A 20,765-nucleotide genomic window follows, 5' to 3' on the forward strand; every position below is an offset into this window, starting at 1 on the left:
TCAGTTGCCGGGCGCCCGCCGGTCGGTGACCGGGGTCATCGCGCAGTGCGCGACGAAGCGGCGCAGCCCCGCCTCGTCCGACAGCGCGCCGTCCGGGCCGAGCTCGACCAGGCGGCCGAGCACGGCCGGGGCGCGCCGGCCGCCACCGACTCCGGCCACCACCGCCGCGTGCCGCTCCAGCGGCCCCGTGATGTCGACCATCCGCATGACGAGGTCGTCGCGGTGGAAGACCGTGGCGGCCAGGACCGGGTTCGCCGGGTCCCGCGCGACCAGCTCGTCCTGGCGCCTGAGCAGCGTGGCGACCGCTCCGCCGCAGCCGTACTTGACGGGGTAGAGCAGGGCGTGCCGGCGCACCTTCGCGTCGTCGTCCGCGCCGTTCCCCGCGGCGTACGGTCCGCCGCCCGCGGCCCGGTGCCATACGGCGGGCAGCGCCGCGCGCATGAAGAACGCGCGCGCCGAGTCGGGGTCGTCGAGGTCGCGGTCGACCTCCAGATGCGGGTTGATCGCCTCCTCGACGGCGCGGACCTGCGGCTGCCGTGCCACGTGGCGCAGCGCCGCCACCAGGTCGCCCTTGACCTCGACCGCCCGGATGACCCGGTTGCCGCGCATGAACAGCGAGGTGCGCAGCAGCCGGGTGGTGTCGTCCACCCGCGCCTCGGGCGGCTCGTAGTCGGCCAGGATCCGGGCCACGGCCTGCTCGCTGCCGGGCCGCACGGTGAAGGTGAGCGCGTGCCGCACCACACCGTCGCCGACCCGCGGCTCCGCCAGCAGGCCGTCCGAGGTCCGCACGCCCGCGGCCCCGTGACCGGTCTCGCGCATGATGGTGAACCGCAGCGACCTGGTGTCGTTCACGCACCCGTGCAGCGGTTTGACCATCTCCCGGTGCGCCTCGCTGTCCACCCACGCCAGGAACGGCTGGGCGCTCTCCCATTCGCTGGTGATCAGCCACTGGGAGGGGTTCTCGATGGACTGGCACAACTGGTCGCTCACATGGCCGGGTACGGCGGCCACCTGCCGGCAGAGCTGGTCATAGGCGTCCAGGAAGCGCCGCTGGGCTCCGTTGCGGACCTCCAGCAGCAGAACGACCCGCAGGCGCGAGTCGGGCAGGGTGCTCATATGCCACCACTCCTTGAAGGGGGAAACATCTCCTTGAAAACGTGAACAAGGGGAACGTCGCCCGCTTCCCGATCGTGGAGCGCTCCCACAGGTGGCGCGAGATGTGTGGTCCATTCGGGTGAACGAGCCCCGCGGCCGTGCCCCGGTAATGGGCATTCCGGGCATAGCTGCAAGATGACCCAGATCGACACCCGGATCGACGAGTCAACGCCGGTCCTCATCGTGGGCGGATCCCTCGTGGGGCTGTCCACGTCGCTGTTCCTGGGCCGGCTGGGCGTCGGCCACGTCCTGGTCGAGAAGCACGCCGGCACCTCCCGCCACCCGCGCGGCCGGGGGAACAACGTCCGCACCATGGAGCTGTTCCGCACCGCCGGGGTGGCGGACGCCATCCGCGAGGCCGCGTCGGTGCTCGCGGACAACCACGGCATCCTGCAGGCCCGCTCGCTCACCGGAACCGACCAGGAATGGCTGTTCAAGGAGATCGATCCCGGCGGCGGCCTGCGGCGGATCAGCCCCGCCGGCTGGTGCCTGTGCAGCCAGAACGACCTCGAACCCGTCCTGGTGCGGGCCGCCCGCGCGCTCGGCGGCGACCTGCGCTTCGGCACCGAACTGATCTCGTTCGACCAGGACGCCGACGGGGTGACCGCCGTGGTCGGCGACCGCGCGACGGGGGAGCGCCGGACCGTACGCGCCGCCTACCTGGTCGCCGCCGACGGACCGCGCAGTCCGGTACGGGCGAGCCTCGGCATCGGACACACCGGCCGCGGCGACCTGTTCCACAACGTCAGCGTCACCTTCCGCGCCAAAGGTCTGGCCGACGCCGTCGGCGAACGCCGCTTCATCGCCTGCTACCTGACGAACCCCGAGGCGGACGGAGCGCTGCTGCCGGTCGACAACCGCGCGGAATGGGTCTTCCACGCCCCCTGGCACCCCGAACAGGGCGAGACCCTGGAGGACTTCACCGACGAGCGCTGCGTGCGGCACATCCGCACCGCGGTCGGCATCCCCGACCTGGAGATCGAGATCACGGGCAAGGCGCCCTGGCACGCGGCCGAACGGGTCGCCGAGTCCTACGGCGACGGCCGGGCCTTCCTCGCCGGCGACGCCGCCCACGAGATGTCGCCCACCGGCGCCTTCGGCTCCAACACCGGCATCCAGGACGCGCACAACCTCGCCTGGAAGCTCGCCGCCGTCCTCGGCGGCTGGGCGGGCCCGGAACTGCTGCGGACCTACGAGGCCGAACGGCGCCCCGTGGCCCGCGCCACCAGCGCCCGCGCCGCCGCCCGCTCCGCCGAGCACCGGCACCCCGGCTACGCCGCGCCGCCCGGCGCGGGCGGAGGGCGCCAGAGCGACGTGCTCGCGGTCGCGATGGGCTACCGCTACCCGAAGGGCGCCGTCCTGGGCGCCGACCCCGCCGCCCCCGCCGTACCCGACCGCTTCGAGTCCACCGGTGCCCCCGGCACCCGCGCCCCGCACCTGTGGCTGCGGCGGGACGGCACCCGGCTGTCCACCCTGGACCTGTACGAACGGTCCTGCGTCCTGCTGACCGGCACCGAGGGCGCGGCCTGGCACCGCGCGGCGGCGCGGCTCGCGGAGCACCTCCCCGTGCCCCTGACCAGCCATCGCATCGGCCCCACCGCCGACCACGACCTGACCCCCGACCCCGACTCCGACACCGACTGGGCCCGCGCGCACGGCACCCGCGAGGACGGGGCGGTCCTGGTCCGGCCGGACGGCTTCGTGGCATGGCGCTCCGAGCAGGCCGTACCCGACCCGGAGGAGACGCTCGACGGGGCGCTGAGGACGGTGCTGAGCCTGCGGTGACGCCCCGCGCGCCCGGGAGCGTCCGGGGAAGCGGCGCGCGGCTCCCTCAGTCCGCCGCCTCAGTCCCTCAGCCCGCCGCCTCAGCCCGCCGGTGCCCGGCGGGCGCCCCGCAGGCGGCGCCAGACCGCCGGGACCGCGCCGATCAGCAGGGCCAGGGCGACCGCCGCCACCACGCCCTCCCACGGCTCGGCGAACAGCGAGCCGCCCAGGATGCCGACCAGCTGGTACGTAGCGGCCCACGCCAGGGCCGCCGGGGCGGCGCCGCGCGCGAAGCGCCGCAGCGGCATCCGGGCCAGCAGGCACGCCAGCATCACCGGGATCCGGCCCGCCGGGACCAGCCGGGACAGCACCAGCACCACCACCCCGTGCTCGTCCAGCCGGGCGCGGGCCGCCGCCAGCCGCTCCGGCGCGGCGCGCTCGCGGAGCCGGGCCGACCAGCGCGAGCCGTTCGCCGATCGGAACCCGCGGCGGCCCAGCCAGTACAGCCCGACGTCGCCGAGGAACGCCGCCGCGGACGCCACCACGAAGACGAACAGCAGCGAGAACGGCGACGTCTGATGGACCGCCACCACCGCGGCCGAGCTCACCACCGCGCCGGTCGGCACCACCGGGACCAGCGCGCCCACCACCACCAGCAGGAACAGGGAGGGATAGCCCACCGCCTGCTGCGTCGACTCGGGCGGCAGGCTCCGCGCCAGCCCGGCGAGCTCACCGATCACCTGGCGGCCTCCAGCCGCACGCTCTCGCCGTGCCCCAGCAGATGCACCGACGCCAGCGGCGCCAACCGCTCCGCGTGCCGGACGAACTCGTCGCCGGGCGCGTGGAACTCGTGCGGCCGTACCGCGTCCATCCCGATCGGCCAGTACGTGCCGTAGTGCACCGGAACCGCGCTGACCGCCCCCAGCCGGGCCAGCGCCTGCGCCGCGCGGCGCGCGTCCAGGTGCCCGTGCCCCAGATACGGGCCCCAGCCGCCGACCGGCAGCAGCGCCACATCGCACGGCCCCACGGCCTCGGCCATGCCGTCGAAGAGCCCGGTGTCACCGGCGAAGTACGTCGTGGCCTCGCCGTGCACCACATAGCCGAGCGCGGGGACCCGGCGCGGCCCGTACGGCAGCCGGCGGCCGTCGTGCGCGGCGGGCACCGCCCGCAGCCGCACCGCCCCGACCGCGACCTCGTCGCCCGGCCGCACCTCGGTGACCCGCAGCCCCCGGACCCCCGCCACCCGGCGCAGCCCGGGCACCGCCCGCCCCGCACCCCACGGCACCAGCAGCCGGGTGCCCGGCGCCAGCCTGGCCAGCGACCCCAGGTGGAGGTGGTCGGCGTGCAGATGCGAGACGACGGCGATATCCGCCCGGGCGGCGGCGGGCGGCGGCACCGGCCCCCTGCGCCGCCGCAGATGCGCCAGCCGCCGTACGAACAGCGGATCCGTCAGCACGGCGACGCCCGAGTCGCGCACCGTGGCGGTGGCATGGCCCCACCAGGTGATCTCCACCGGCACCGGCACCCCTCCTGTCCCCACACGGACCCCCGGCTCCCGAGCCTAGGCCGTCCTGCCTGTGACACGCTGGTGGACGAGCCCGCGCGCGGGCGCGGCGACGTGAGGTGGACGGACCGTGCGAATGCCTCGTTGGACAGCCGTGGGCGCAGCCCTGCTGAGGGTGGTCACCGTCTGGGGCGTGAGCACGCTGACCATGCTGGTGCTCGCCGGGCTCCTCCCCGACTTCCGGCTCCAGTCCGCCGACGGGGACAGCGCCACCCGTATCGGCATCACCGCGGCCGCAGGCGCCGGCGCGTTCGGCGTGCTCAGCGCCCTGGTGTGGCCGCTGCTGGTGCGCGCGCTGCTGCTGATGCCCGCCTTCGTCCTCGGCCTGCTGGTCTTCGTCCTCAACGGCTCCCTGCTGCTGATCGCCCTCAGCCTGGTGCCGGACGGCCGGGGTGCCGCCGAGCCGGAGACCGCCGTGGTCGTCGCCGCCGCGATGTCGGCCGCGTCCTCCGCCACCAGCACCTTCCTCACCGTCCGCGACGACGGCGCCTACCGGCGGCGGCTCGCCCGCATGGCCGACCGCAAGCGCCGCGGAAGGGGCGGCACCGACGGCCACCGGCCGCCGCCCGGCATCGTCTTCCTCCAGCTCGACGGCGTGGGCCACGACGTGCTGCGCGACGCCCTGTCCGGCAAGCGGCCCCTGATGGAGACCGTCGCGGGCTGGGCGGAGCGCACCCACACGCTCACCCCCTGGCGCACCGACTGGTCCAGCCAGACCGGCGCCAGCCAGCTCGGCATCCTGCACGGCACCAACGCCGACGTCCCCGCCTTCCGCTGGTACGACAAGGAGCGCGGGCAGGTCATGGTCAGCAACCGGCCCACCAGCGCGGCCGAGCTCCAGCGCCGCGCCGTCGCCCGCACCCGCGACGGCGGACTGCTCACCGTCGACGGGGCCAGCCGGGGCAACCTGTTCAGCGGCGGCGCCGACCAGCTCGCGCTCGTGCTGTCCGTCGCCGCCCGGCGCGGTCGGCACAACCGCTCCCGCTACGGCTACTTCGCCTACTTCTCCGACCCCGCCAACGCCACCCGAACCGCCGGGTCCTTCGTCGCCGAGGTCTTCCGGGAGCTCGGCCAGTCCGCCCGCGCCCGCCTGCGCCGCGAGCGGCCGCGCGTCACACGCGGCGGCCTCTACCCGTTCCTGCGGGCCTTCGCCACCGTCGTCGAACGCGACGTCGTCGTCGCGGCCGTCCTCGGCGACGTGCTCTCCGGCCGCGGCGCCGTCTACGCCGACCTGGTCGCCTACGACGAGGTCGCCCACCACAGCGGGCCGCGCGGCCGCGACACCCACCAGGTACTGCGCCGACTGGACCGCGCCGTCGCGCTCATCGCCAAGATCACCGAGCACGCGCCCCGCGACTACCGCATCGTGCTGCTGTCCGACCACGGCCAGAGCCCCGGCGAGACCTTCGCCGCGCGGTTCGGGCTCACCCTGGAGGACCTGGTGCGCGCCGGGTGCGGACTGCCCGTCTCCCGGCGTGCGGGCCGCACCCCCAGCGGCGCGGAGGCGCGGGAGGCGGCCCGCGCCGCGCTGCACCGCCCCGAGAAGGACGGCGCCGACGGCCGGAAGGCCCGCGAGGGCCGCGGCCCCACCGGCCCCGTCGTCCTCGCCTCCGGCAACCTGGGCCTGGTCTCCTTCCCCGACGTCCCCGGCCGGATGACCCGCGAGGAGATCGACGCCCGCCACCCGGCGCTGCTGCGCACCCTCGCCGACCACCCCGGAGTGGGCTTCCTGCTCGTCCACTCCGCCGAGCACGGCGCCGTCGCGCTGGGCCCGGCGGGCGCCGAGCACCACCTGGAGACCGGTCTGGTCATCGGGGGGACGAGCCCGCTGGAGCCCTTCGGGCCGGGTGCCGCCGACGCCGTAAGCCGCACCGCGGGCTTCCGCAACGCCCCCGACATCATGATCAACTCCGCCTGCCGCCCCGACACCGGCGAGGTGCACGCCTTCGAGGAGCAGATCGGCTCGCACGGCGGCCTCGGCGGCCCGCAGGGCCACCCCTTCCTGCTGTGGCCGAACGACCTCACCCCGCCGACCAACGACGGGGCGGAGCTGGTGGGCGCCGAGCAGGTGCACACGGTGCTGCGGCGCTGGCTGCGCGAGACCCACGGCCCGCAGGTCCCCGCGGAGGAATTCCCGCCAACTCAACCCCTAGCCGCACCATTTCCTGTCGTGACCAGACTCACACCGGAGGAAAGTCCGTGATTTGGTACGGTCAGCGCCGTCCGGTGACCATGTCTGGGCGCTCGGCACCCACCCCTGTGACCGAGTGATCAGCACAATGGAAGGCGCACCACCCCCATGCACGACCGCTCCACCCGTCGCTTCGGGCTGCCCACAGCAACCGCGCTCGTCACGGGGAACATCATCGGAGGCGGCATCTTCCTGCTGCCCGCCTCGGTCGCCCCGTACGGCACCGTCAGCCTGCTGGCCTTCGCCGTCCTGACCGTCGGCGCCATCGCGCTCGCCCTGGTCTTCGGCCGGCTGGCGCGGCGCGACCCGCGCACCGGTGGCCCGTACATCTACGCCCGCGAGGCGTTCGGCGACTTCGCCGGCTTCCTGTCCGCCTGGTCGTTCTGGACCATGGCGTGGGTCAGCAACGCCGCCCTCGCCTTCGGGGCCGTCGGCTACATCGACGTCATGCTCCCCGGCGAGATGTCCAAGAGCGCCAAGCTGGCCACGGCGCTGCTCGCCCTGTGGCTCCCGGCGCTGGCCAACTTCGCCGGCACCCGCTGGGTGGGCGCCGTCCAGGTGGTCTCCACCGTGCTGAAGTACCTGCCGCTGCTCTTCGTCGCCGTGGTGGGACTGTTCTTCTTCGACCCCGCCAACCTCGGGGAGTTCAACGCCGGCAGCGGCAGCGCCATGGGCGGCCTGTCCGCCGCGGCCGCCCTGCTGCTGTACTCGTACGTGGGCGTGGAGTCCGCGGCGATGAGCGCGGGCGAGGTCCGCGACCCCGAGCGGAACGTCGGCCGCGCCAGCGTCCTCGGCACCATCGCCGCCGCGCTCGTCTACCTGCTGGGCACCGTGGCGGTCTTCGGCACCGTCTCCCACGAGAAGCTGGTCGACTCCGACGCCCCGTTCTCCGACGCCGTCACCGCGATGTTCGGCGAGCACTGGGGCGGCCTGGAACCGGGCACCCTCATCGCGGCCGCCGCGGTGATCTCCATCCTCGGCTCGCTCAACGGCTGGACGCTGATGAGCGCCCAGGCCCCGTACGCCGCCGCGAAGGACGGCCTGTTCCCGGCGCTCTTCACCGTGAAGCGGCGCGGCGTGCCCACCTACGGCGTCCTCGTCGGCGTCGTGCTGGCCTCGGCGCTGACCGTCATCAACTACACCTCGAACTCCGACAAGGTCTTCGAGACCCTGGTCCTGATCACCACCTTCTCGGCGACGGTCCCATATCTGCTGGCCTGCGGCGCGCAGCTGTACTTCCTGCTCTCCGGCCGCCACGAGGAGGTCCGCCGAGGCCGCCTGGCCTGGGACGCCGCGCTGGCCCTCGCCGGCTTCGGGTTCTCCTTCTGGCTGGTGTCGGGCGCGGGCTACGCCGCCGTCTACCAGGGCACGCTGTTCCTCTTCGCGGGCGTCCTCGTCTACGCGGTCATCGCCGCGCGCAGCCGCCGCCAGGCCCAGGCGGAGCCGGCCGAGGACGGCGCCCCGGCCGCGGTGGAGGCCGAAGGTCCGGCGGTGGCCGAGGCCACCGCGAACTGAGGCGGCATCCGGCATTACCTGTGCGGTAATCGACCCCCACCGTCATCGGCGGCAGGGTGGAGGCATCGGGTTCCGGTCGGCTCACTTCGGCCGGAACCCGCCCCTGACCAGCGCACCCATGCCGCCGGAGGTTGATCCGCCATGTCCGCCACGCAGTTGACCACTCGCCCTCAGTCCGTCGACGCCACCGCCGCCCGGACCTGGCTGCGCCGCTTCCTGGCCCTCGACGCGGTCGTCACCGGCGGCAACGGCCTGGCCTACCTGGCCTTGTCCGGGCCGCTGGGCGACCTGCTCGGCGTCGACCGGACGCTGCTCGTCGGCCTCGGGGCCTTCCTCACCGCGTTCGCCGCGGCGGTCGGCTACCTCGCTTCCCGGCCGCAGCCGCCCGCCCTGGGCGTACGGTTCGTCGTCGAGTCCAATCTGCTGTGGGCGGCACTCAGCATCGCCGCCCTGGCCCTGTGGCTGTCGCCGACCACCGCCGGAACCGTCTGGATCCCGATGCAGGCCGCCACCGTGGCGGGCTTCGCGACCCTGCAGTACGGCGCGCTGCGTGCCGCCCTCAGGACATGAGCCGCTGAAGATACGCCGCCGTCTCCGGGTCCGCCGGGACGAAGGTCTCGATGGCCAGCTCGGAGACGGTGACGTCCATCGGCGTGTTGAACGTGGCGATCGTCGAGATGAACGACAGCACCCGCCCGCCGTGCTCGATCATCATCGGCAGCGCGAACGGCGCGTCCTCCCCGCCGGGGGCCGTCTCGTCGGCCGCCCCGTCGGGCACCGGATAGGCGCTGACCTCCTCGTACAGCGCGCGCAGCGGCGCCGACCGCAGCAGCGCCAACTGCCGCTCCATCTGGTCCAGCAGATGGCCGCGCCACTGGCGCAGGTTGCGGATGCGCGGTGCGATGCCCTGCGGATGCAGGGTGAGGCGCATCGCGTTCATCGGCGGCTGGAGCAGATGGTCCGCGACGTCGGCCAGCAGCAGCGAGACCGCCCGGTTGGCCGCCACGACGGTGTACGTACCGTCCACGACGATCGCCGGGTACGGCTCGAAACCCGTCAGCAGCCGCTCCATGACGGCGCGCAAGGTCCCCATCGCGGGCGCGTCCAGGGCGGTCTCCGGGTAGTGCGGCGCGTAACCGGCCGCCATCAGCAGCGCGTTGCGCTCCCGCACGGGGACGTCCAGATGGTCCGCCAGCCGCAGGACCATCTCCTGGCTCGGCCGGGACCGGCCGGTCTCGATGAAGCTGATGTGGCGGGCCGAGGAGTCCGCGCGCAGCGCCAGCTCCAACTGGCTCATCCGGCGCCGGTCCCGCCATTCCCGCAGCAGCGCGCCCACCCCCGGGGCGACCGTGGCAGTCGTCATGACCTGAAAGGTAACCGAACGCGTGTCGCGGTCCGCGCGCGGTGCCGCCGCCCCCGTGGCAGGCTGGTGCCGACCCGTACCCGACGCGCATGGACAAGGGGATGACGGCGCATGACAGTCGAGCCGCTGACGGACGAGGAGATCGAGGGCCGCCTGCGCGACCTTCCGGGCTGGTCGGAGCAGGAGGACCGGCTCACCCGCCGTTACGCCTTCGACGGCCATCTGGCGGCGGCGGGCCTGGTCGGCCAGATCGCCCGGATCCAGGACGAGCTCGACCACCACTCCGACGTGCTGCTCGGCTACGACACCGTCACCGTCTCGGTGAACACCCACAGCGTCGGCGGAAAGATCACCGAGCTGGACTTCACCCTCGCCCACCGCGTGGAGGAGGCCGCCTCCGCCCACCCGACGCTGCGCCGCTGACCGCGGGTTTTGCCGAACCGGCAACGAACGTTGATCCCGCGTCGGCGGGAGGAGACGCTCTGAGGCACCAGACGCACACCCACGCGCGGCCCCGCCGGGCCCGCCGGACGGCGAAGGACCTCTGATGGCCTCTCACCACCACCACGACCACACGCAGCTGGACTGGGAGGAGCTCGCCCCCCTCCTGGAACAGGGCGCCGAGATCAACACTCCCGCCCTCGACCAGGCCATCGCCTGGCTGCGGGACGACCTGCTGGGCTCCGAACGGGCCGCCGCGATCGGCCAGGTGTGGGACGTGGGCAGCGGGCCGGGCGTCGCCGCCTGCCGACTGGCCCAGGCGTTCCCCGCCGCCGAGGTGCTGGCCGTGGACGGCGAGGACGCCCTGCTGCGGCGGGCCCGCGCCCGCGCCATGCGCCTGGGCATCGGCTACCGGCTGCGCACCCACACCGCCGACCTGCCCGGGGGGCTCTGCGGGGCCGGTACCGCGGAGCTGATCTGGACCAGCAAGACGGTGCACCATATGGGCGACCAGCGGGCCGCCCTGGCGAGCCTGGCCGAACGGCTGCGCCCCGGCGGCCTGCTGGCCGTCGCCGAGGGCGGACTGCCCACCCGGCGACTGCCGCGCGACATCGGCATCGGCCGGCCCGGTCTCGAAGCACGGCTCGACGCCGTCATGGAGGACTGGTTCGCCGCGATGCGCGGCGCGCTGCCCGAGACCGCGGACACCGTCGAGGACTGGCCCGCGATGCTCCGCGCGGCGGGTCTGGGACACGTCCGCAGCCGTACGTTCCTGCTCGACCTGCCGGCACCGGCGGACGCGCGGGTCCGCGCCCATCTGCACGCCGAACTCACCCGGTTCCACGAGGTACTCGGGGACCGGTTGGACGCCGAGGACCTCACCACTCTCGGCCGACTCCTGGACCCGGACGACGAGGCGGGGCTCCTGCGGCGCCCGGACGTGTTCCTGCTGAGCGCGCAGACCGTGCACACGGCGGTGCGGCCGTAGGGCGGACGGGCCGGGGCCGGGCCGGGGCTCAGGCCATGTCGAACGTCTCCGGGTCCGGGCCCAGCCGGTTGCCGGAGTCCAGCGCGGCGATCGCCGCGAGGTCGTCGTCGTCCAGCTCGAAGCCGAAGACGTCGATGTTCTCCCGGATCCGCGACGGCGTCACGGACTTGGGGATGACGACGTTGCCCAGCTGGAGGTGCCAGCGCAGCACCACCTGCGCCGGGGTCCGGCCGTGCTTGTGGCCGATGGCGGCCAGCACCGGGCTGTCCAGCAGGCCCTTGCCCTGGCCCAGCGGGGACCACGCCTCGGTGACGATGTTGTGCCGGGCGTTGACCGCGCGCACCTCGGCCTGCTGGAACTGAGGGTGCAGCTCGACCTGGTCGACGGCGGGGACCACCGAAGTCTCGGCGAACAGCCGCTCCAGGTGGGCGGGGTGGAAGTTGGACACGCCGATGGCCTTGGCCCGGCCGTCGGCGTGGATCTTCTCGAGCGCCTTCCAGGTGTCCACGTAGGCGTCGCGGGAGGGCACCGGCCAGTGGATCAGGTACAAGTCCACGTAGTCCAGGCCGAGCTTGTCGAGCGAGGCGTCGAAGGCGCGCAGGGCGGCGTCGTAACCGTGCTCGTTGTTCCACAGCTTGGTGGTCACGAACAGCTCGTCCCGCGGGATGCCGGACGCGGCGATCGCCTGGCCCGTGCCCTTCTCGTTCTCGTACACCGCCGCGGTGTCGATGCTGCGGTACCCGGCCTCCAGGGCGGTGCCGACCGCGGCCGCCGCCTCGTCGTCGGGCACCTGCCAGACGCCGAAGCCCAGCTGCGGCATCCTGACGCCGTTGTTGAGGGTGATGAAGGGGACCTTGGTCACGAGAGGTCGTCCTTACGTCGTGGGGGTGCGGACATCTCCACGATCAACGTTCGGCGGGCCCGCCGCATTCCCGCGCGTCGGCTCACCGCCGGTCCCGCGGCGCCTCACGGCCGGTAGAGCGCGTCGACCTCGGCCGTGTACGCCTTCTCGATCGCCTTCCGCTTCAGCTTCAGCGACGGCGTCAGCAGGCCCTGCTCCTCGGTGAACTGCGCGGCCAGGATCCGGAACGTACGGATCGACTCGGCCTGCGAGACAAGCGTGTTGGCGGCGACGACGGCCCGCCGGATCTCGGTCTCCAGATCGGGGTCCCGGACCAGTTCGGCGGGCGGCATGTCCGGCTTGCCCCGCATCCGCAGCCAGTGCTCGACCGCCTCCGGGTCCAAGGTCACCAGGGCGGCGACGAACGGCCGGTCGTTGCCGACCACGACGCACTGGGAGACCAGCGGGTGGGAGCGCACCCGGTCCTCCAGCGGCACCGGGGACACGGTCTTGCCGCCGGAGGTGACCAGCACCTCCTTCTTCCGCCCGGTGATGGTCAGATAGCCGTCCTCGTCCAGCGCGCCCAGGTCGCCGGTGGCCAGCCAGCCGTCCCGCAGCACCGCGTCGGTGGCCTTGGGGTCGCCGAGGTAGCCGGTGAACAGCTGGCCGCCGCGCAGCCAGACCTCGCCGTCGTCGGCGATGTGCACGGTGGTGCCGGGGATCGGGACGCCCACCGTCCCGTACCGGGTGCGCTCCGGCGGGTTGGCGGTCGCGGCGGCGGTGGTCTCGGTCAGGCCATAGCCCTCGTAGATGGTGACGCCCGCGCCCGCGAAGAACAGCCCGAGCCGCCGGTCCATGGCCGAGCCGCCGGACATCGCGTGCCGGACCCGGCCGCCCATCGCCTCGCGCACCTTGCTGTAGACGAGCTTGTCGAAGAGCTGGTGCTGGACGCGGAGCGTGGCGGACGGGCCGTGGCCGGTGCCGAACGCCTTGGCCTCCTGCGCCTCCGCGTACCGCACCGCGACCTCCACCGCCTTGTCGAACGGCCCCGCCTTGCCCTCCGCCTCGGCCTTCCGCCGGGCCGCCGCGAAGACCCTCTCGAAGATGTACGGGACCGCCAGAATGAACGTGGGCCTGAAGCTGCGCAGGTCCGGAAGGAGCGCGGCGGCGCTGAGATTGGGCTGGTGGGCGAGCTTGACCCGGCCGCGGACGGCGGCGACCTGCACCATGCGGCCGAAGACGTGCGCCAGCGGCAGGAACAGCAGGGTCGCCGCCTCGTCGCCCGGTTTGGTGTGGAACACGTCCTCGTAGCGGGCGACGACGTTGTCGCACTCGGCCATCAGCGCGGCGTGCGTGATCACACAGCCCTTGGGGCGGCCCGTGGTGCCCGAGGTGTAGATGATCGTCGCGGGCGCGTCGGGGGTCAGGGCCATCCGGTGCCGGTCCACCACGTCGTCCTCGATCCGGCGTCCGGCGTCGAAGAGGGCGGGCAGCACGCCCGCGTCCAATTGCCACAGGCTCGTCAGCCGCGGCAGCCGGTCGATGACCGAGCCGACGGTCATGGCGTGGTCCTCGTGCTCCACCACGCACGCGGCCACGTTCGCGTCGTACAGCGTCCAGTAGACCTGCTCGGCGGAGGCCGTGGGGTACACCGGGACGGTCTGGGCGCCGATGGACCAGATCGCGAAGTCGAACAGCGTCCACTCGTAGCGGGTGCGGGACATGATCGCGACGCGGTCGCCGAACCGGATGCCCTGGGCCAGCAGGCCCTTGGCGAGCGCCAGCACCTCGTCGCGGAACTGGCTCGATGTCACGTCTTGCCAGCCGCCGTCCGCCGTCCTGCGGGCGAGCACGACCCGGCCCGGGTCATCCGCCGCATGGTCGTAGACGGCGTCCGCCAGTCCGCCGACCAGGGGGGCCGTCGCCAACGGGGGACGGTGATCTCGCGCAATGACGTGCTCCTCGACGCGCTTCCGCACAGGGCCGCGACCGTACCCGATACCGGACGGTCGCGGGAGGGGTCACCCGCGTCCGGGACGGACGGCATATGCCCAGGCCAGTCGGGTAAACCGGGTTACTCCGGGGAACGCCGGGCATCCGCGGACCGCGGGCGGCGTCCCGTGCGTCCTGTTTCTTCACGGAATCCCTTCGGGCACGGCACATGTTCCGTCGGTTTTCGGCCGTGCGCGTACCCCCGTCCGGGGGTGGCTCCGGGATGCCGGCAGGGCCCGGTTCAGCCGCCCAGCGGTCGCTGGAGGCGGTCGCCGCTCGCGAGGATCGCGGCGGCCAGTGCCTCCGCGGCCTGGGCCCCGGCGGCGTCCCGGCCGCCGCGCTCACGCTCACCGTGCAGCAGGACGAAGTCCACCGGCCCCAGCTCCGGCAGCCCGGCCCGCTCCGGCACCCGGACCAGGCCCGGCGGGATCAGGCCGCGGGTGTGGGCCATCACCCCGAGCCCCGCGCGGGCCGCCGCGACCAGGCCGTTGAGGCTGCCGCTGGTGCAGGCGATGCGCCAGGGGCGGCGATGCCGCTCCAGCACCTCCAGGGCGCGGGCCCGGGTGAGCGCCGGCGGTGGGAAGACGATCAGGGGGAGCGGCCGGTCCGGGTCGATCCGCAGCCGCTCCCCGCCGATCCACACCAGCTTGTCCCGCCACACCAGCCGCCCCTGCGGCCCCCCTGCGGACCGCTTGGCGAGCACGAGGTCCAGCTGACCCAGCCGCTGGTGGAGGGTGCCCGACAGCTCCACCGTCAGCTCCAGGTCGACCTCGGGATGGTCGCGGCGGAAGCCCTCCAGGAGCTCCGGCAGCCGGGTGAGGACGAAGTCCTCGGAGGCGCCGAAGCGCAGCCGCCCGCGCAGCCGCGTCCCGGCGAACCAGCCCGCCGCCCGCTCGTTCGCCTCCAGGATCGTCCGGGCGAAGCCGAGCATGGCCTCGCCGTCCTCGGTCAGCTCCACGCCGTGCGTGTCGCGGGCGAACAGCTGACGCCCGGCCGCGGCCTCCAGCTTGCGGACCTGCTGGCTCACCGTGGACTGCCGCAGGCCCAGCCGGTGGGCGGCCTGCGTGAAGCTCAGGGTCTGGGCGACCGTGAGGAAGGTGCGCAGCTGGACCGGGTCGAACACGTCGCCAGTCTAGGCCGCTCATCGCGATCCGTGATGGCAGTGAGTACGGTGAGCGGGATTCCCGATGATCGTCGGGCGCGGCAGGCTGGTGGCATGCGCAGCGTCAAGCTCCCGATACCCGCCCGGCTGCCCGTGGACGGCTACATCCTCGCGCTGCTCGGCACCGTCGGGCTGGCCGCGCTCGTGCCCGCCACGGGCGCCGCGGCCCCCGTCGCCGACGGGGCCGCCACCGCCGCGGTCGCGTTCCTGTTCTTCCTCTACGGCGCCCGGCTCTCCACCCGGGAGGCGCTGGACGGCCTGCGGCACTGGCGGCTCCATCTGACCGTGCTGGCCTGCACCTTCGCGGTCTTCCCGGCCCTGGGGCTGGCGGCCCGGGGCCTGGTCCCGTACGTGCTGACCCAGCCGCTGTACACCGGCCTGCTGTTCCTGTGCCTGGTGCCGTCCACCATCCAGTCCTCGATCGCCTTCACCTCCCTCGCCCGGGGCAACGTCGCGGCGGCGATCTGCGCGGGGTCCTTCTCCAGCCTGGTCGGGATCGTCCTCACCCCGCTGCTCGCCGCCCTGCTCCTGGGGGAGGACGGCGGCGGGTTCGACGCGGACTCCGTCGTGAAGATCGTGTGCCAGCTGCTGGTGCCCTTCCTGGCCGGGCAGCTGCTGCGCCGCTGGATCGGGCCGTTCGTCACCCGGCACCGCGGCCCCCTGGGCTGCGTGGACCGAGGGTCGATCCTGCTGGTCGTCTACGCCGCGTTCAGCGCGGGCATGGCGGCCGGGGTCTGGCACCAGGTCTCCGGCGTCCGGCTGCTGGCGCTGCTCGGGGTGGAAGCGGTGCTGCTGGCCGTGATGCTGTCCCTGACCTCGTACGGGTCGCGACGGCTGGGCTTCGACCGCGCCGACCGGATCGCCATCGTCTTCGCCGGATCGAAGAAGAGCCTGGCCGCCGGGCTGCCGATGGCCAGCGTGCTGTTCGGGGCCGACGCGAGCCTGGCGGTGCTGCCGCTGATGCTCTTCCACCAGATGCAGCTGATGGTGTGCGCGGTGCTCGCCAAGCGGTTCGCGGCCCAGGCGGCCCCGGCACCGGCCGCCGTACCGGGGCCGGGGCCCGCGGTGGGGCCCCGGCCGAGGTGACGGCGGACGGCTCAGCCACCCGCCCGCCGCACCTTGTCCAGCGGCAGCCGCAGCACGAGGCCGCCGTACGCGTCGTCCAGCGGCGCGTTGAACTCGCGGACGTGCCGCAGCTCGGTGTCCGTCAGCGCGCGCCCGTACACCCGCACCTCGTCGAGCGCGCCCGCGGCGTGCGACCGGCTGTCCAGGGCCTGCCCCAGGTGGACGCCGAACGGGGAGGTCCGGCTGACCGTGCCGGGCACGTCGAGGACCGAGGCGGGCGGGTCGCCGTCCACGCTGAGCGACAGTCGTCCGCCCGTCCGCACCAGCGCCGCGTGGTGCCACTGCCCGTCGTTGTACGCCCCCGCGGTGCTGACGGAGGCGGTGCGCGGGGCGGCGGTGCCGGTCGCCGTCGTCATCAGGGCGCGGATCCGGTTGCTCCCCGGCTCGCCGCGCAGCCAGATCTGCGGCTGCCGGTTGCCGATGCCGCCCATCCACAGGAAGGGGTGCTGGCCGGAGGTGGCGTGGTAGCGGAACCACAGGCTGACGGTGAAGTCCCGGGCGCCCAGCGGGAGCGCGGTCCGGTACGGCAGCCGTACGGCGTCGTTCACGCCGTCGAGGGCCAGCGCCGAGCCGAACCGGCCCTCGGTCTCCCGCGCCCCGCCGACCACCGTGGCGGCGCGGGCCCACGGTGCCAGGTCCTGGGTGGTGGGGTCCGGCCCCCGGCGCGGACCGAGCCAGTCCTCGGTGAAGCGCGCGAAGCGGATCTCGTCGCGGGCGTCGGCCGTCCCGCCCTCGTACAGCAGGCCCACCTCGTCGTGGGAGACGGCGACCATGTCGGAGTAGCCGGACCAGTCGGTGGTCACCACCTTGCCACGGTCGACTGGGTCCCAGGTGCGCGCCTCGTCCCAGGAGGAGCGGATCATCATGGTGCGGCGCCGGTCGGGGTCGGCGGGGGCGGCGAACAGCAGCCGGCTGTACCCGTCCCGCTCGGTGCTGCGCAGCCGCAGCACCGAGCCCTGCACCTGCGGCGTGTACAGATCGGGGATGGTGCGGAACGGCGCGGCGAAGGTGGCGCCACCGTCCCGGCTGACGGCGTAGTCGCGGTGGCCGAGGCCGGTGCCGTCCTGCTCCCGCCCGTTGACGTAGATGGCACCGTCCGCGCGCTCCACCAGCGTCATCTCCGACGGCTTCTGGGGGAAGGTGCCGTCGGTGGCCACCGGATAGCTGTCGACCGCGCCGATCCGCCAGTGCTCGCCGCCGTCGTCGCTGTAGACGAGACCGGCGTGGTTGTGCGTGACCCGGACGCCGTCGAAGGTCTCGGTGTTGACGCTGAAGACCAGCCGGCCCTTGTACCTGCCGTGGGTGAGCTGGATGCCGTGCACGGGCCCGGTGGCGTACCAGGAGTTCCAGTGCGCCGGCATGATCGAGTCGCTCAGGTCGCGCGGCCGCGACCAGGTGCGCCCGTCGTCGTCGCTGTACTGGAAGTGCGGGCTGCGGTCACAGGGCACGTCGCAGCTCGCGGCGTCGTCCCGCCCCGTGTTGTACGTGCTGGCCAGCACGATCCGGCCGGTACGGGTGTCGACGATGGGGGCCGGGTTGCCATGGGTGTCGCCCTCGCCGTCGTCGATGACCTGGAGCGGACCCCAGGTGCGGCCGCCGTCGGTGGAGCGTTTGAGGACCAGGTCGATGTCCCCGGCGTCTCCGCAGTTGTCCACCCGGCCCTCGGCGAAGGCCAATAGGGTGCCGTTGGTGGATTTCACGATCGCCGGGATACGGAAGCAGGAATACCCCTGTTCCTGGGAAGACTTGAAGAGCACCTGCTGCTCGAAATCCGCACGGGCCGCGGACGCCGAGTCAGATGCGTCCACGGCCCGTACCGGGATGGGGAGGAGAGCGAGCCCCGCGGCGGTGAGTAACGCCGCCGCTCGGAGCCGCCACGGTCTTCTGGGGTGAGCACGAAGATCTGACGTCATGTCCGACCGACCCTTCGAAGGCATATGGACATCAAGACATCCCACGTCCCGAGTGCGCTGCTTCGAAGTCTCCCGCCCGGTGCGCGACCCCACAAGGACCGTGCGTCACATTTCCATAGAAATGGGCCGGTTGGGGGAGTGGGCGGGCTGCCGCCCCTGCGGACACCGGGTCACGGGACCAGGACGACCTTGCCGAGGTTGGCGCGCGCCTCGATGATCCCGTGGGCCTCGGCGGCGTCGGCGAGCGGCAGGCGCGCGTGCACGGCGGCCCGCAGCCGACCCTGGGCGTGCAGGCTCCACAGCTCCCGCCGCCACCGTTCCACCCGATCCGGCTGCTCCGCCGCGATCCGTGCCATCTGGAAGCCGATGGCGCTCTTGCCGCCCACCAGGAGGTCGTACGCGGAGAGCGTGCCGCCGCCCGAGCTGTACGCGACCAGCCGGCCGCCGGGGGCGAGGGCGGCGACCGCGCGGGGCAGCAGCCCGCCGCCGACCGCGTCCAGCACGATGTCCACCGGCGCGCCCCACGACTCGTCGTCGTAGCTCACCACCTCGTCGGCGCCCAGCCCGCGCAGGAACTCCGCCTTGGCCGGAGAGCTCACGGCGGCGACGACGCGGGCGGCGCCGCGCGCCTTCGCCAGCTGCACGGCCAGGTGCCCGACGCCGCTCGCGGCGGCCGTGACCAGGACCGACTCGCCGGGCTCCGGGCGGGCCGCGGCATACGCGCCGAGCGCCACCAGGCCGCCGCGCACCAGGGCCACCGCGTCGGTGGCGGTGGCGCCGTCCGGCACCGGACTGGCCATCGCGGCCGCGACGACGGCCTGTTCGGCGTAGGCGTCGCGGAAGCACAGGGCGGTGACCCGGTCGCCGAGCGCGAAGCCGGTCACCTGCGGGCCGAGCGCGACCACCTGGCCCGCCACCTCGCCGCTCAGCGCTCCCGGCAGCGGCAGCCCGCCGTCGCGTACCTTCCGCACCATCGGCAGGGTCACTCCGATGGCTTCGGTACGGACCAGCAGCTGCCCGGCCTCGGGCACCGGCGGCTCGGCCTCCTCGACCCGGAGCACCTCGGGACCGCCGTACTCATGAAACCGGACGCGGCGCACAGCACCTCCAGAAAACGCGGGAACACCCGACGGAAATCGTTGGGTGCCCCAACGCTAACCCCTCGATCGTTGGGAAGTCCAATGGTTTCCCGGTAGGATGGGCGCATGGCCGAAACCCCCTTCGCCCCCGCCCGGATCCGCGCGCTGCCCAGCTGGCTGCTCGGCCGCGCCGCCGCGCGCGGCCACCGGCTCGTCGCCGAGGCGCTGGCCCGCGAGGGCATGCGGATGATGCACCACGCGGTGCTGTCGACGGTCGCCGAACTCGGGCCCGTCTCCCAGGCGGAACTGGGGCGCAGCCTGCGGATCGACCCCAAGGACATGGTCGGGATCGTCACGGACCTGGTGGCCGAGGGACTGGTCACCCGCGGCCCCGACCCCGCCGACCGGCGCAAGAACGCCATCGCGATCTCCGCGGCCGGAAAGCGGCGGCTGCGCCGCACCCAGCAGCTGGGGGACGAGGCGAACGACGAGCTGACCGCGCCGCTCACCGCGGAGGAACGCGCCCAGCTGATCGACCTGCTGACCCGTATCGCCGATCCGGGAGCGGGGTGCGCGGGGGAGCCGATGCGGAGCTGACGCGGGCCGCGAGTCGCAGCCGACGAGGCGTGCGCGCGGGAGCCGAGCGGGGCTGCACTCGGAGCTGACGCCGGGCGGCACCCGGAGCTGATGGTCGCGTTGCGGGGCCGGGGCCGGGGCCGGGGCCGGAGAATCGGGATCGGGCCGGGCCGGGGGCCGGGGATCGGGGGCCGTAGGGCCGCCAGCCCGCGGCCCCGGCTCAGCCGCGTGCGGCGGCCGGTAGGACGACCCGGTGGTCGCCCGCGTACACGTTCATGGCGGAGCCGCGCAGGAAGCCGACCAGCGTCAGCCCGGTCTCGGCGGCCAGGTCCACCGCCAGCGAGGACGGGGCGGAGACCGCCGCCAGCACCGGGATCCCGGCCATGACCGCCTTCTGCGCCAGCTCGAACGAGGCCCGGCCGGAGACCAGCAGCACCGCGCCCGACAGCGGCAGCAGCCCCTGCTGCAACGCGCGTCCGACCAGCTTGTCGACCGCGTTGTGCCGCCCCACGTCCTCCCTCACGTCGAGGAGTTCGCCGTCCGGCGTGAACAGCGCGGCCGCGTGCAGCCCCCCGGTCCGGTCGAAGACCCGCTGCGCGGCGCGGAGCCGGTCCGGGAGCGCGGACAGCGTCGCGGGTGTGACCCGGACCGGCGCCCCCGCGTCGTCGCCCACCGGCCAGCGCGCCGTGGTCCGCACCGCGTCCAGACTCGCCTTGCCGCACAGCCCGCACGACGAGGTGGTGTAGACGTTCCGCTCCAGGGTGATGTCGGGGACGGGAACGCCGGGGGCCAGCCGCACGTCCACCACGTTGTACGTGTTGCGGCCCTCGTCCGTCGCACCCGCGCAGTACACGATGTTCGCCAGCTCGTCGGCCCGCCCGAGGACGCCCTCGCTGACCAGGAACCCGGCGGCCAGCGCGAAGTCGTCGCCGGGAGTGCGCATGGTGATCGCCAGCGGCCTGCCGTTGAGCCGGATCTCCAGGGGCTCCTCGGCGACCAGGGTGTCCGGGCGCGTGTCGACCGCGCCGTCCCGGACGCGGATGACGCGGCGCCGCTCGGTGACCCGTCCCATATCGATCAGCACCGGTCCTGTCTG

Annotated in this window: 18 protein-coding genes; 8 read left to right on the plus strand and 10 right to left on the minus strand. The window is 73.9% G+C overall.

The window, feature by feature from the left end:
* Positions 1–1,116 carry a SchA/CurD-like domain-containing protein gene (locus Q3Y56_RS28225; protein WP_304464610.1) on the minus strand — a complete coding sequence of 372 codons (1,116 nt, stop codon included), beginning with the start codon at positions 1,114–1,116 and terminating at the stop codon, positions 1–3.
* Positions 1,117–1,290: 174 nt separating this feature from the next.
* Between Q3Y56_RS28225 and Q3Y56_RS28230 the strand changes: the two genes are divergently transcribed.
* The gene (locus tag Q3Y56_RS28230) at positions 1,291–2,940 is read left to right on the plus strand and encodes an FAD-dependent monooxygenase (RefSeq protein ID WP_304464611.1); all 1,650 of its coding nucleotides are present in this window, start codon (positions 1,291–1,293) and stop codon (positions 2,938–2,940) included.
* 80 nt (positions 2,941–3,020) lie between these two features.
* Here the strand turns inward: Q3Y56_RS28230 and Q3Y56_RS28235 are convergent, their stop codons facing one another.
* Together Q3Y56_RS28235 and Q3Y56_RS28240 are read right to left on the minus strand one after the other, a co-directional pair.
* A complete protein-coding gene (locus Q3Y56_RS28235) occupies positions 3,021–3,659 on the minus strand; it encodes a DedA family protein (protein WP_304464612.1) in 639 nt (212 codons plus the stop codon).
* Positions 3,656–4,438 carry an MBL fold metallo-hydrolase gene (locus Q3Y56_RS28240; protein ID WP_304464613.1) on the minus strand — a complete coding sequence of 261 codons (783 nt, stop codon included), beginning with the start codon at positions 4,436–4,438 and terminating at the stop codon, positions 3,656–3,658. Before Q3Y56_RS28240 ends, Q3Y56_RS28235 begins: the two co-directional genes overlap by 4 nt.
* A 121-nt stretch (positions 4,439–4,559) precedes the next feature.
* On the opposite strand from Q3Y56_RS28240, the gene Q3Y56_RS28245 reads away from it, so the two are divergent.
* The 3 genes from Q3Y56_RS28245 to Q3Y56_RS28255 all read left to right on the plus strand — a co-directional run bounded on the left by Q3Y56_RS28245 (position 4,560) and on the right by Q3Y56_RS28255 (position 8,759).
* Positions 4,560–6,686 (plus strand): phage holin family protein, encoded by a 2,127-nt coding sequence (locus Q3Y56_RS28245; RefSeq protein WP_304465833.1) that lies wholly within the window; start codon positions 4,560–4,562, stop codon positions 6,684–6,686.
* 96 nt (positions 6,687–6,782) lie between these two features.
* Positions 6,783–8,189 (plus strand): amino acid permease, encoded by a 1,407-nt coding sequence (locus Q3Y56_RS28250; RefSeq protein WP_304464614.1) that lies wholly within the window; start codon positions 6,783–6,785, stop codon positions 8,187–8,189.
* Positions 8,190–8,330: 141 nt separating this feature from the next.
* Positions 8,331–8,759, plus strand: a complete 429-nt coding sequence (locus Q3Y56_RS28255) for a hypothetical protein (RefSeq protein WP_304464615.1) — start codon at positions 8,331–8,333, stop codon at positions 8,757–8,759.
* Here the strand turns inward: Q3Y56_RS28255 and Q3Y56_RS28260 are convergent.
* Positions 8,749–9,552, minus strand: coding sequence for a helix-turn-helix domain-containing protein (locus Q3Y56_RS28260; protein WP_304464616.1), 804 nt, complete (start codon positions 9,550–9,552; stop codon positions 8,749–8,751). The genes Q3Y56_RS28255 and Q3Y56_RS28260 overlap by 11 nt on opposite strands.
* Positions 9,553–9,663: 111 nt before the next feature.
* Here Q3Y56_RS28260 and Q3Y56_RS28265 point away from each other — a divergent pair, with 111 nt between their 5' ends.
* Positions 9,664–9,975, plus strand: coding sequence for a 4a-hydroxytetrahydrobiopterin dehydratase (locus Q3Y56_RS28265; RefSeq protein WP_304464617.1), 312 nt, complete (start codon positions 9,664–9,666; stop codon positions 9,973–9,975).
* Between the two features lie 124 nt (positions 9,976–10,099).
* Positions 10,100–10,981: a trans-aconitate 2-methyltransferase gene (locus Q3Y56_RS28270; protein ID WP_304464618.1), complete on the plus strand. Its 882-nt coding sequence runs from the start codon at positions 10,100–10,102 to the stop codon at positions 10,979–10,981.
* 28 nt (positions 10,982–11,009) lie between these two features.
* On the opposite strand, the gene Q3Y56_RS28275 is transcribed toward Q3Y56_RS28270, so the two are convergent.
* From Q3Y56_RS28275 to Q3Y56_RS28285, 3 genes are all read right to left on the minus strand, one after another.
* Entirely contained in the window at positions 11,010–11,843 is an 834-nt protein-coding gene (locus tag Q3Y56_RS28275) for an aldo/keto reductase (protein ID WP_304464619.1), read from the minus strand.
* Between the two features lie 104 nt (positions 11,844–11,947).
* Positions 11,948–13,750: a long-chain fatty acid--CoA ligase gene (locus Q3Y56_RS28280; RefSeq protein ID WP_304464620.1), complete on the minus strand. Its 1,803-nt coding sequence runs from the start codon at positions 13,748–13,750 to the stop codon at positions 11,948–11,950.
* 305 nt (positions 13,751–14,055) lie between these two features.
* A complete protein-coding gene (locus Q3Y56_RS28285) occupies positions 14,056–14,937 on the minus strand; it encodes a LysR substrate-binding domain-containing protein (protein WP_304464621.1) in 882 nt (293 codons plus the stop codon).
* A gap of 93 nt (positions 14,938–15,030) precedes the next feature.
* On the opposite strand from Q3Y56_RS28285, the gene Q3Y56_RS28290 reads away from it, so the two are divergent.
* Positions 15,031–16,062 (plus strand): bile acid:sodium symporter family protein, encoded by a 1,032-nt coding sequence (locus Q3Y56_RS28290; RefSeq protein ID WP_304464622.1) that lies wholly within the window; start codon positions 15,031–15,033, stop codon positions 16,060–16,062.
* Positions 16,063–16,073: 11 nt separating this feature from the next.
* Here Q3Y56_RS28290 and Q3Y56_RS28295 read toward each other — a convergent pair whose 3' ends face one another.
* Positions 16,074–18,014, minus strand: a complete 1,941-nt coding sequence (locus Q3Y56_RS28295; RefSeq protein WP_304464623.1) for a sialidase family protein — start codon at positions 18,012–18,014, stop codon at positions 16,074–16,076.
* Positions 18,015–18,184: 170 nt separating this feature from the next.
* The gene (locus Q3Y56_RS28300) at positions 18,185–19,114 is read right to left on the minus strand and encodes a zinc-binding dehydrogenase (RefSeq protein ID WP_304464624.1); all 930 of its coding nucleotides are present in this window, start codon (positions 19,112–19,114) and stop codon (positions 18,185–18,187) included.
* 105 nt (positions 19,115–19,219) lie between these two features.
* Between Q3Y56_RS28300 and Q3Y56_RS28305 the strand changes: the two genes are divergently transcribed.
* On the plus strand, positions 19,220–19,690 hold the full coding sequence (locus tag Q3Y56_RS28305) for a MarR family winged helix-turn-helix transcriptional regulator (protein ID WP_304464625.1): 471 nt from the start codon (positions 19,220–19,222) through the stop codon (positions 19,688–19,690).
* Between the two features lie 199 nt (positions 19,691–19,889).
* Here the strand turns inward: Q3Y56_RS28305 and fdhD are convergent, their stop codons facing one another.
* Positions 19,890–20,741: a formate dehydrogenase accessory sulfurtransferase FdhD gene (gene fdhD, locus Q3Y56_RS28310; protein ID WP_304465834.1), complete on the minus strand. Its 852-nt coding sequence runs from the start codon at positions 20,739–20,741 to the stop codon at positions 19,890–19,892.
* Positions 20,742–20,765 lie beyond the last annotated feature (24 nt).

This window comes from Streptomyces sp. XD-27, assembly GCF_030553055.1.
Lineage (GTDB): Bacteria > Actinomycetota > Actinomycetes > Streptomycetales > Streptomycetaceae > Streptomyces.

Excerpts from the sequence above, each read along its gene's own strand:
- Q3Y56_RS28225 (WP_304464610.1), bottom strand. The coding sequence starts at position 1,116 with ATGAGCACCCTGCCCGACTCGCGCCTGCGGGTCGTTCTGCTGCTGGAG.
- Q3Y56_RS28230 (WP_304464611.1), top strand. The coding sequence starts at position 1,291 with ATGACCCAGATCGACACCCGGATCGACGAGTCAACGCCGGTCCTCATC.
- Q3Y56_RS28245 (WP_304465833.1), top strand. The coding sequence starts at position 4,560 with ATGCCTCGTTGGACAGCCGTGGGCGCAGCCCTGCTGAGGGTGGTCACC.
- Q3Y56_RS28250 (WP_304464614.1), top strand. The coding sequence starts at position 6,783 with ATGCACGACCGCTCCACCCGTCGCTTCGGGCTGCCCACAGCAACCGCG.
- Q3Y56_RS28255 (WP_304464615.1), top strand. The coding sequence starts at position 8,331 with ATGTCCGCCACGCAGTTGACCACTCGCCCTCAGTCCGTCGACGCCACC.
- Q3Y56_RS28260 (WP_304464616.1), bottom strand. The coding sequence starts at position 9,552 with ATGACGACTGCCACGGTCGCCCCGGGGGTGGGCGCGCTGCTGCGGGAA.
- Q3Y56_RS28265 (WP_304464617.1), top strand. The coding sequence starts at position 9,664 with ATGACAGTCGAGCCGCTGACGGACGAGGAGATCGAGGGCCGCCTGCGC.
- Q3Y56_RS28270 (WP_304464618.1), top strand. The coding sequence starts at position 10,100 with ATGGCCTCTCACCACCACCACGACCACACGCAGCTGGACTGGGAGGAG.
- Q3Y56_RS28290 (WP_304464622.1), top strand. The coding sequence starts at position 15,031 with ATGCGCAGCGTCAAGCTCCCGATACCCGCCCGGCTGCCCGTGGACGGC.
- Q3Y56_RS28295 (WP_304464623.1), bottom strand. The coding sequence starts at position 18,014 with ATGACGTCAGATCTTCGTGCTCACCCCAGAAGACCGTGGCGGCTCCGA.
- Q3Y56_RS28305 (WP_304464625.1), top strand. The coding sequence starts at position 19,220 with ATGGCCGAAACCCCCTTCGCCCCCGCCCGGATCCGCGCGCTGCCCAGC.
- fdhD (WP_304465834.1), bottom strand. The coding sequence starts at position 20,741 with ATGGGACGGGTCACCGAGCGGCGCCGCGTCATCCGCGTCCGGGACGGC.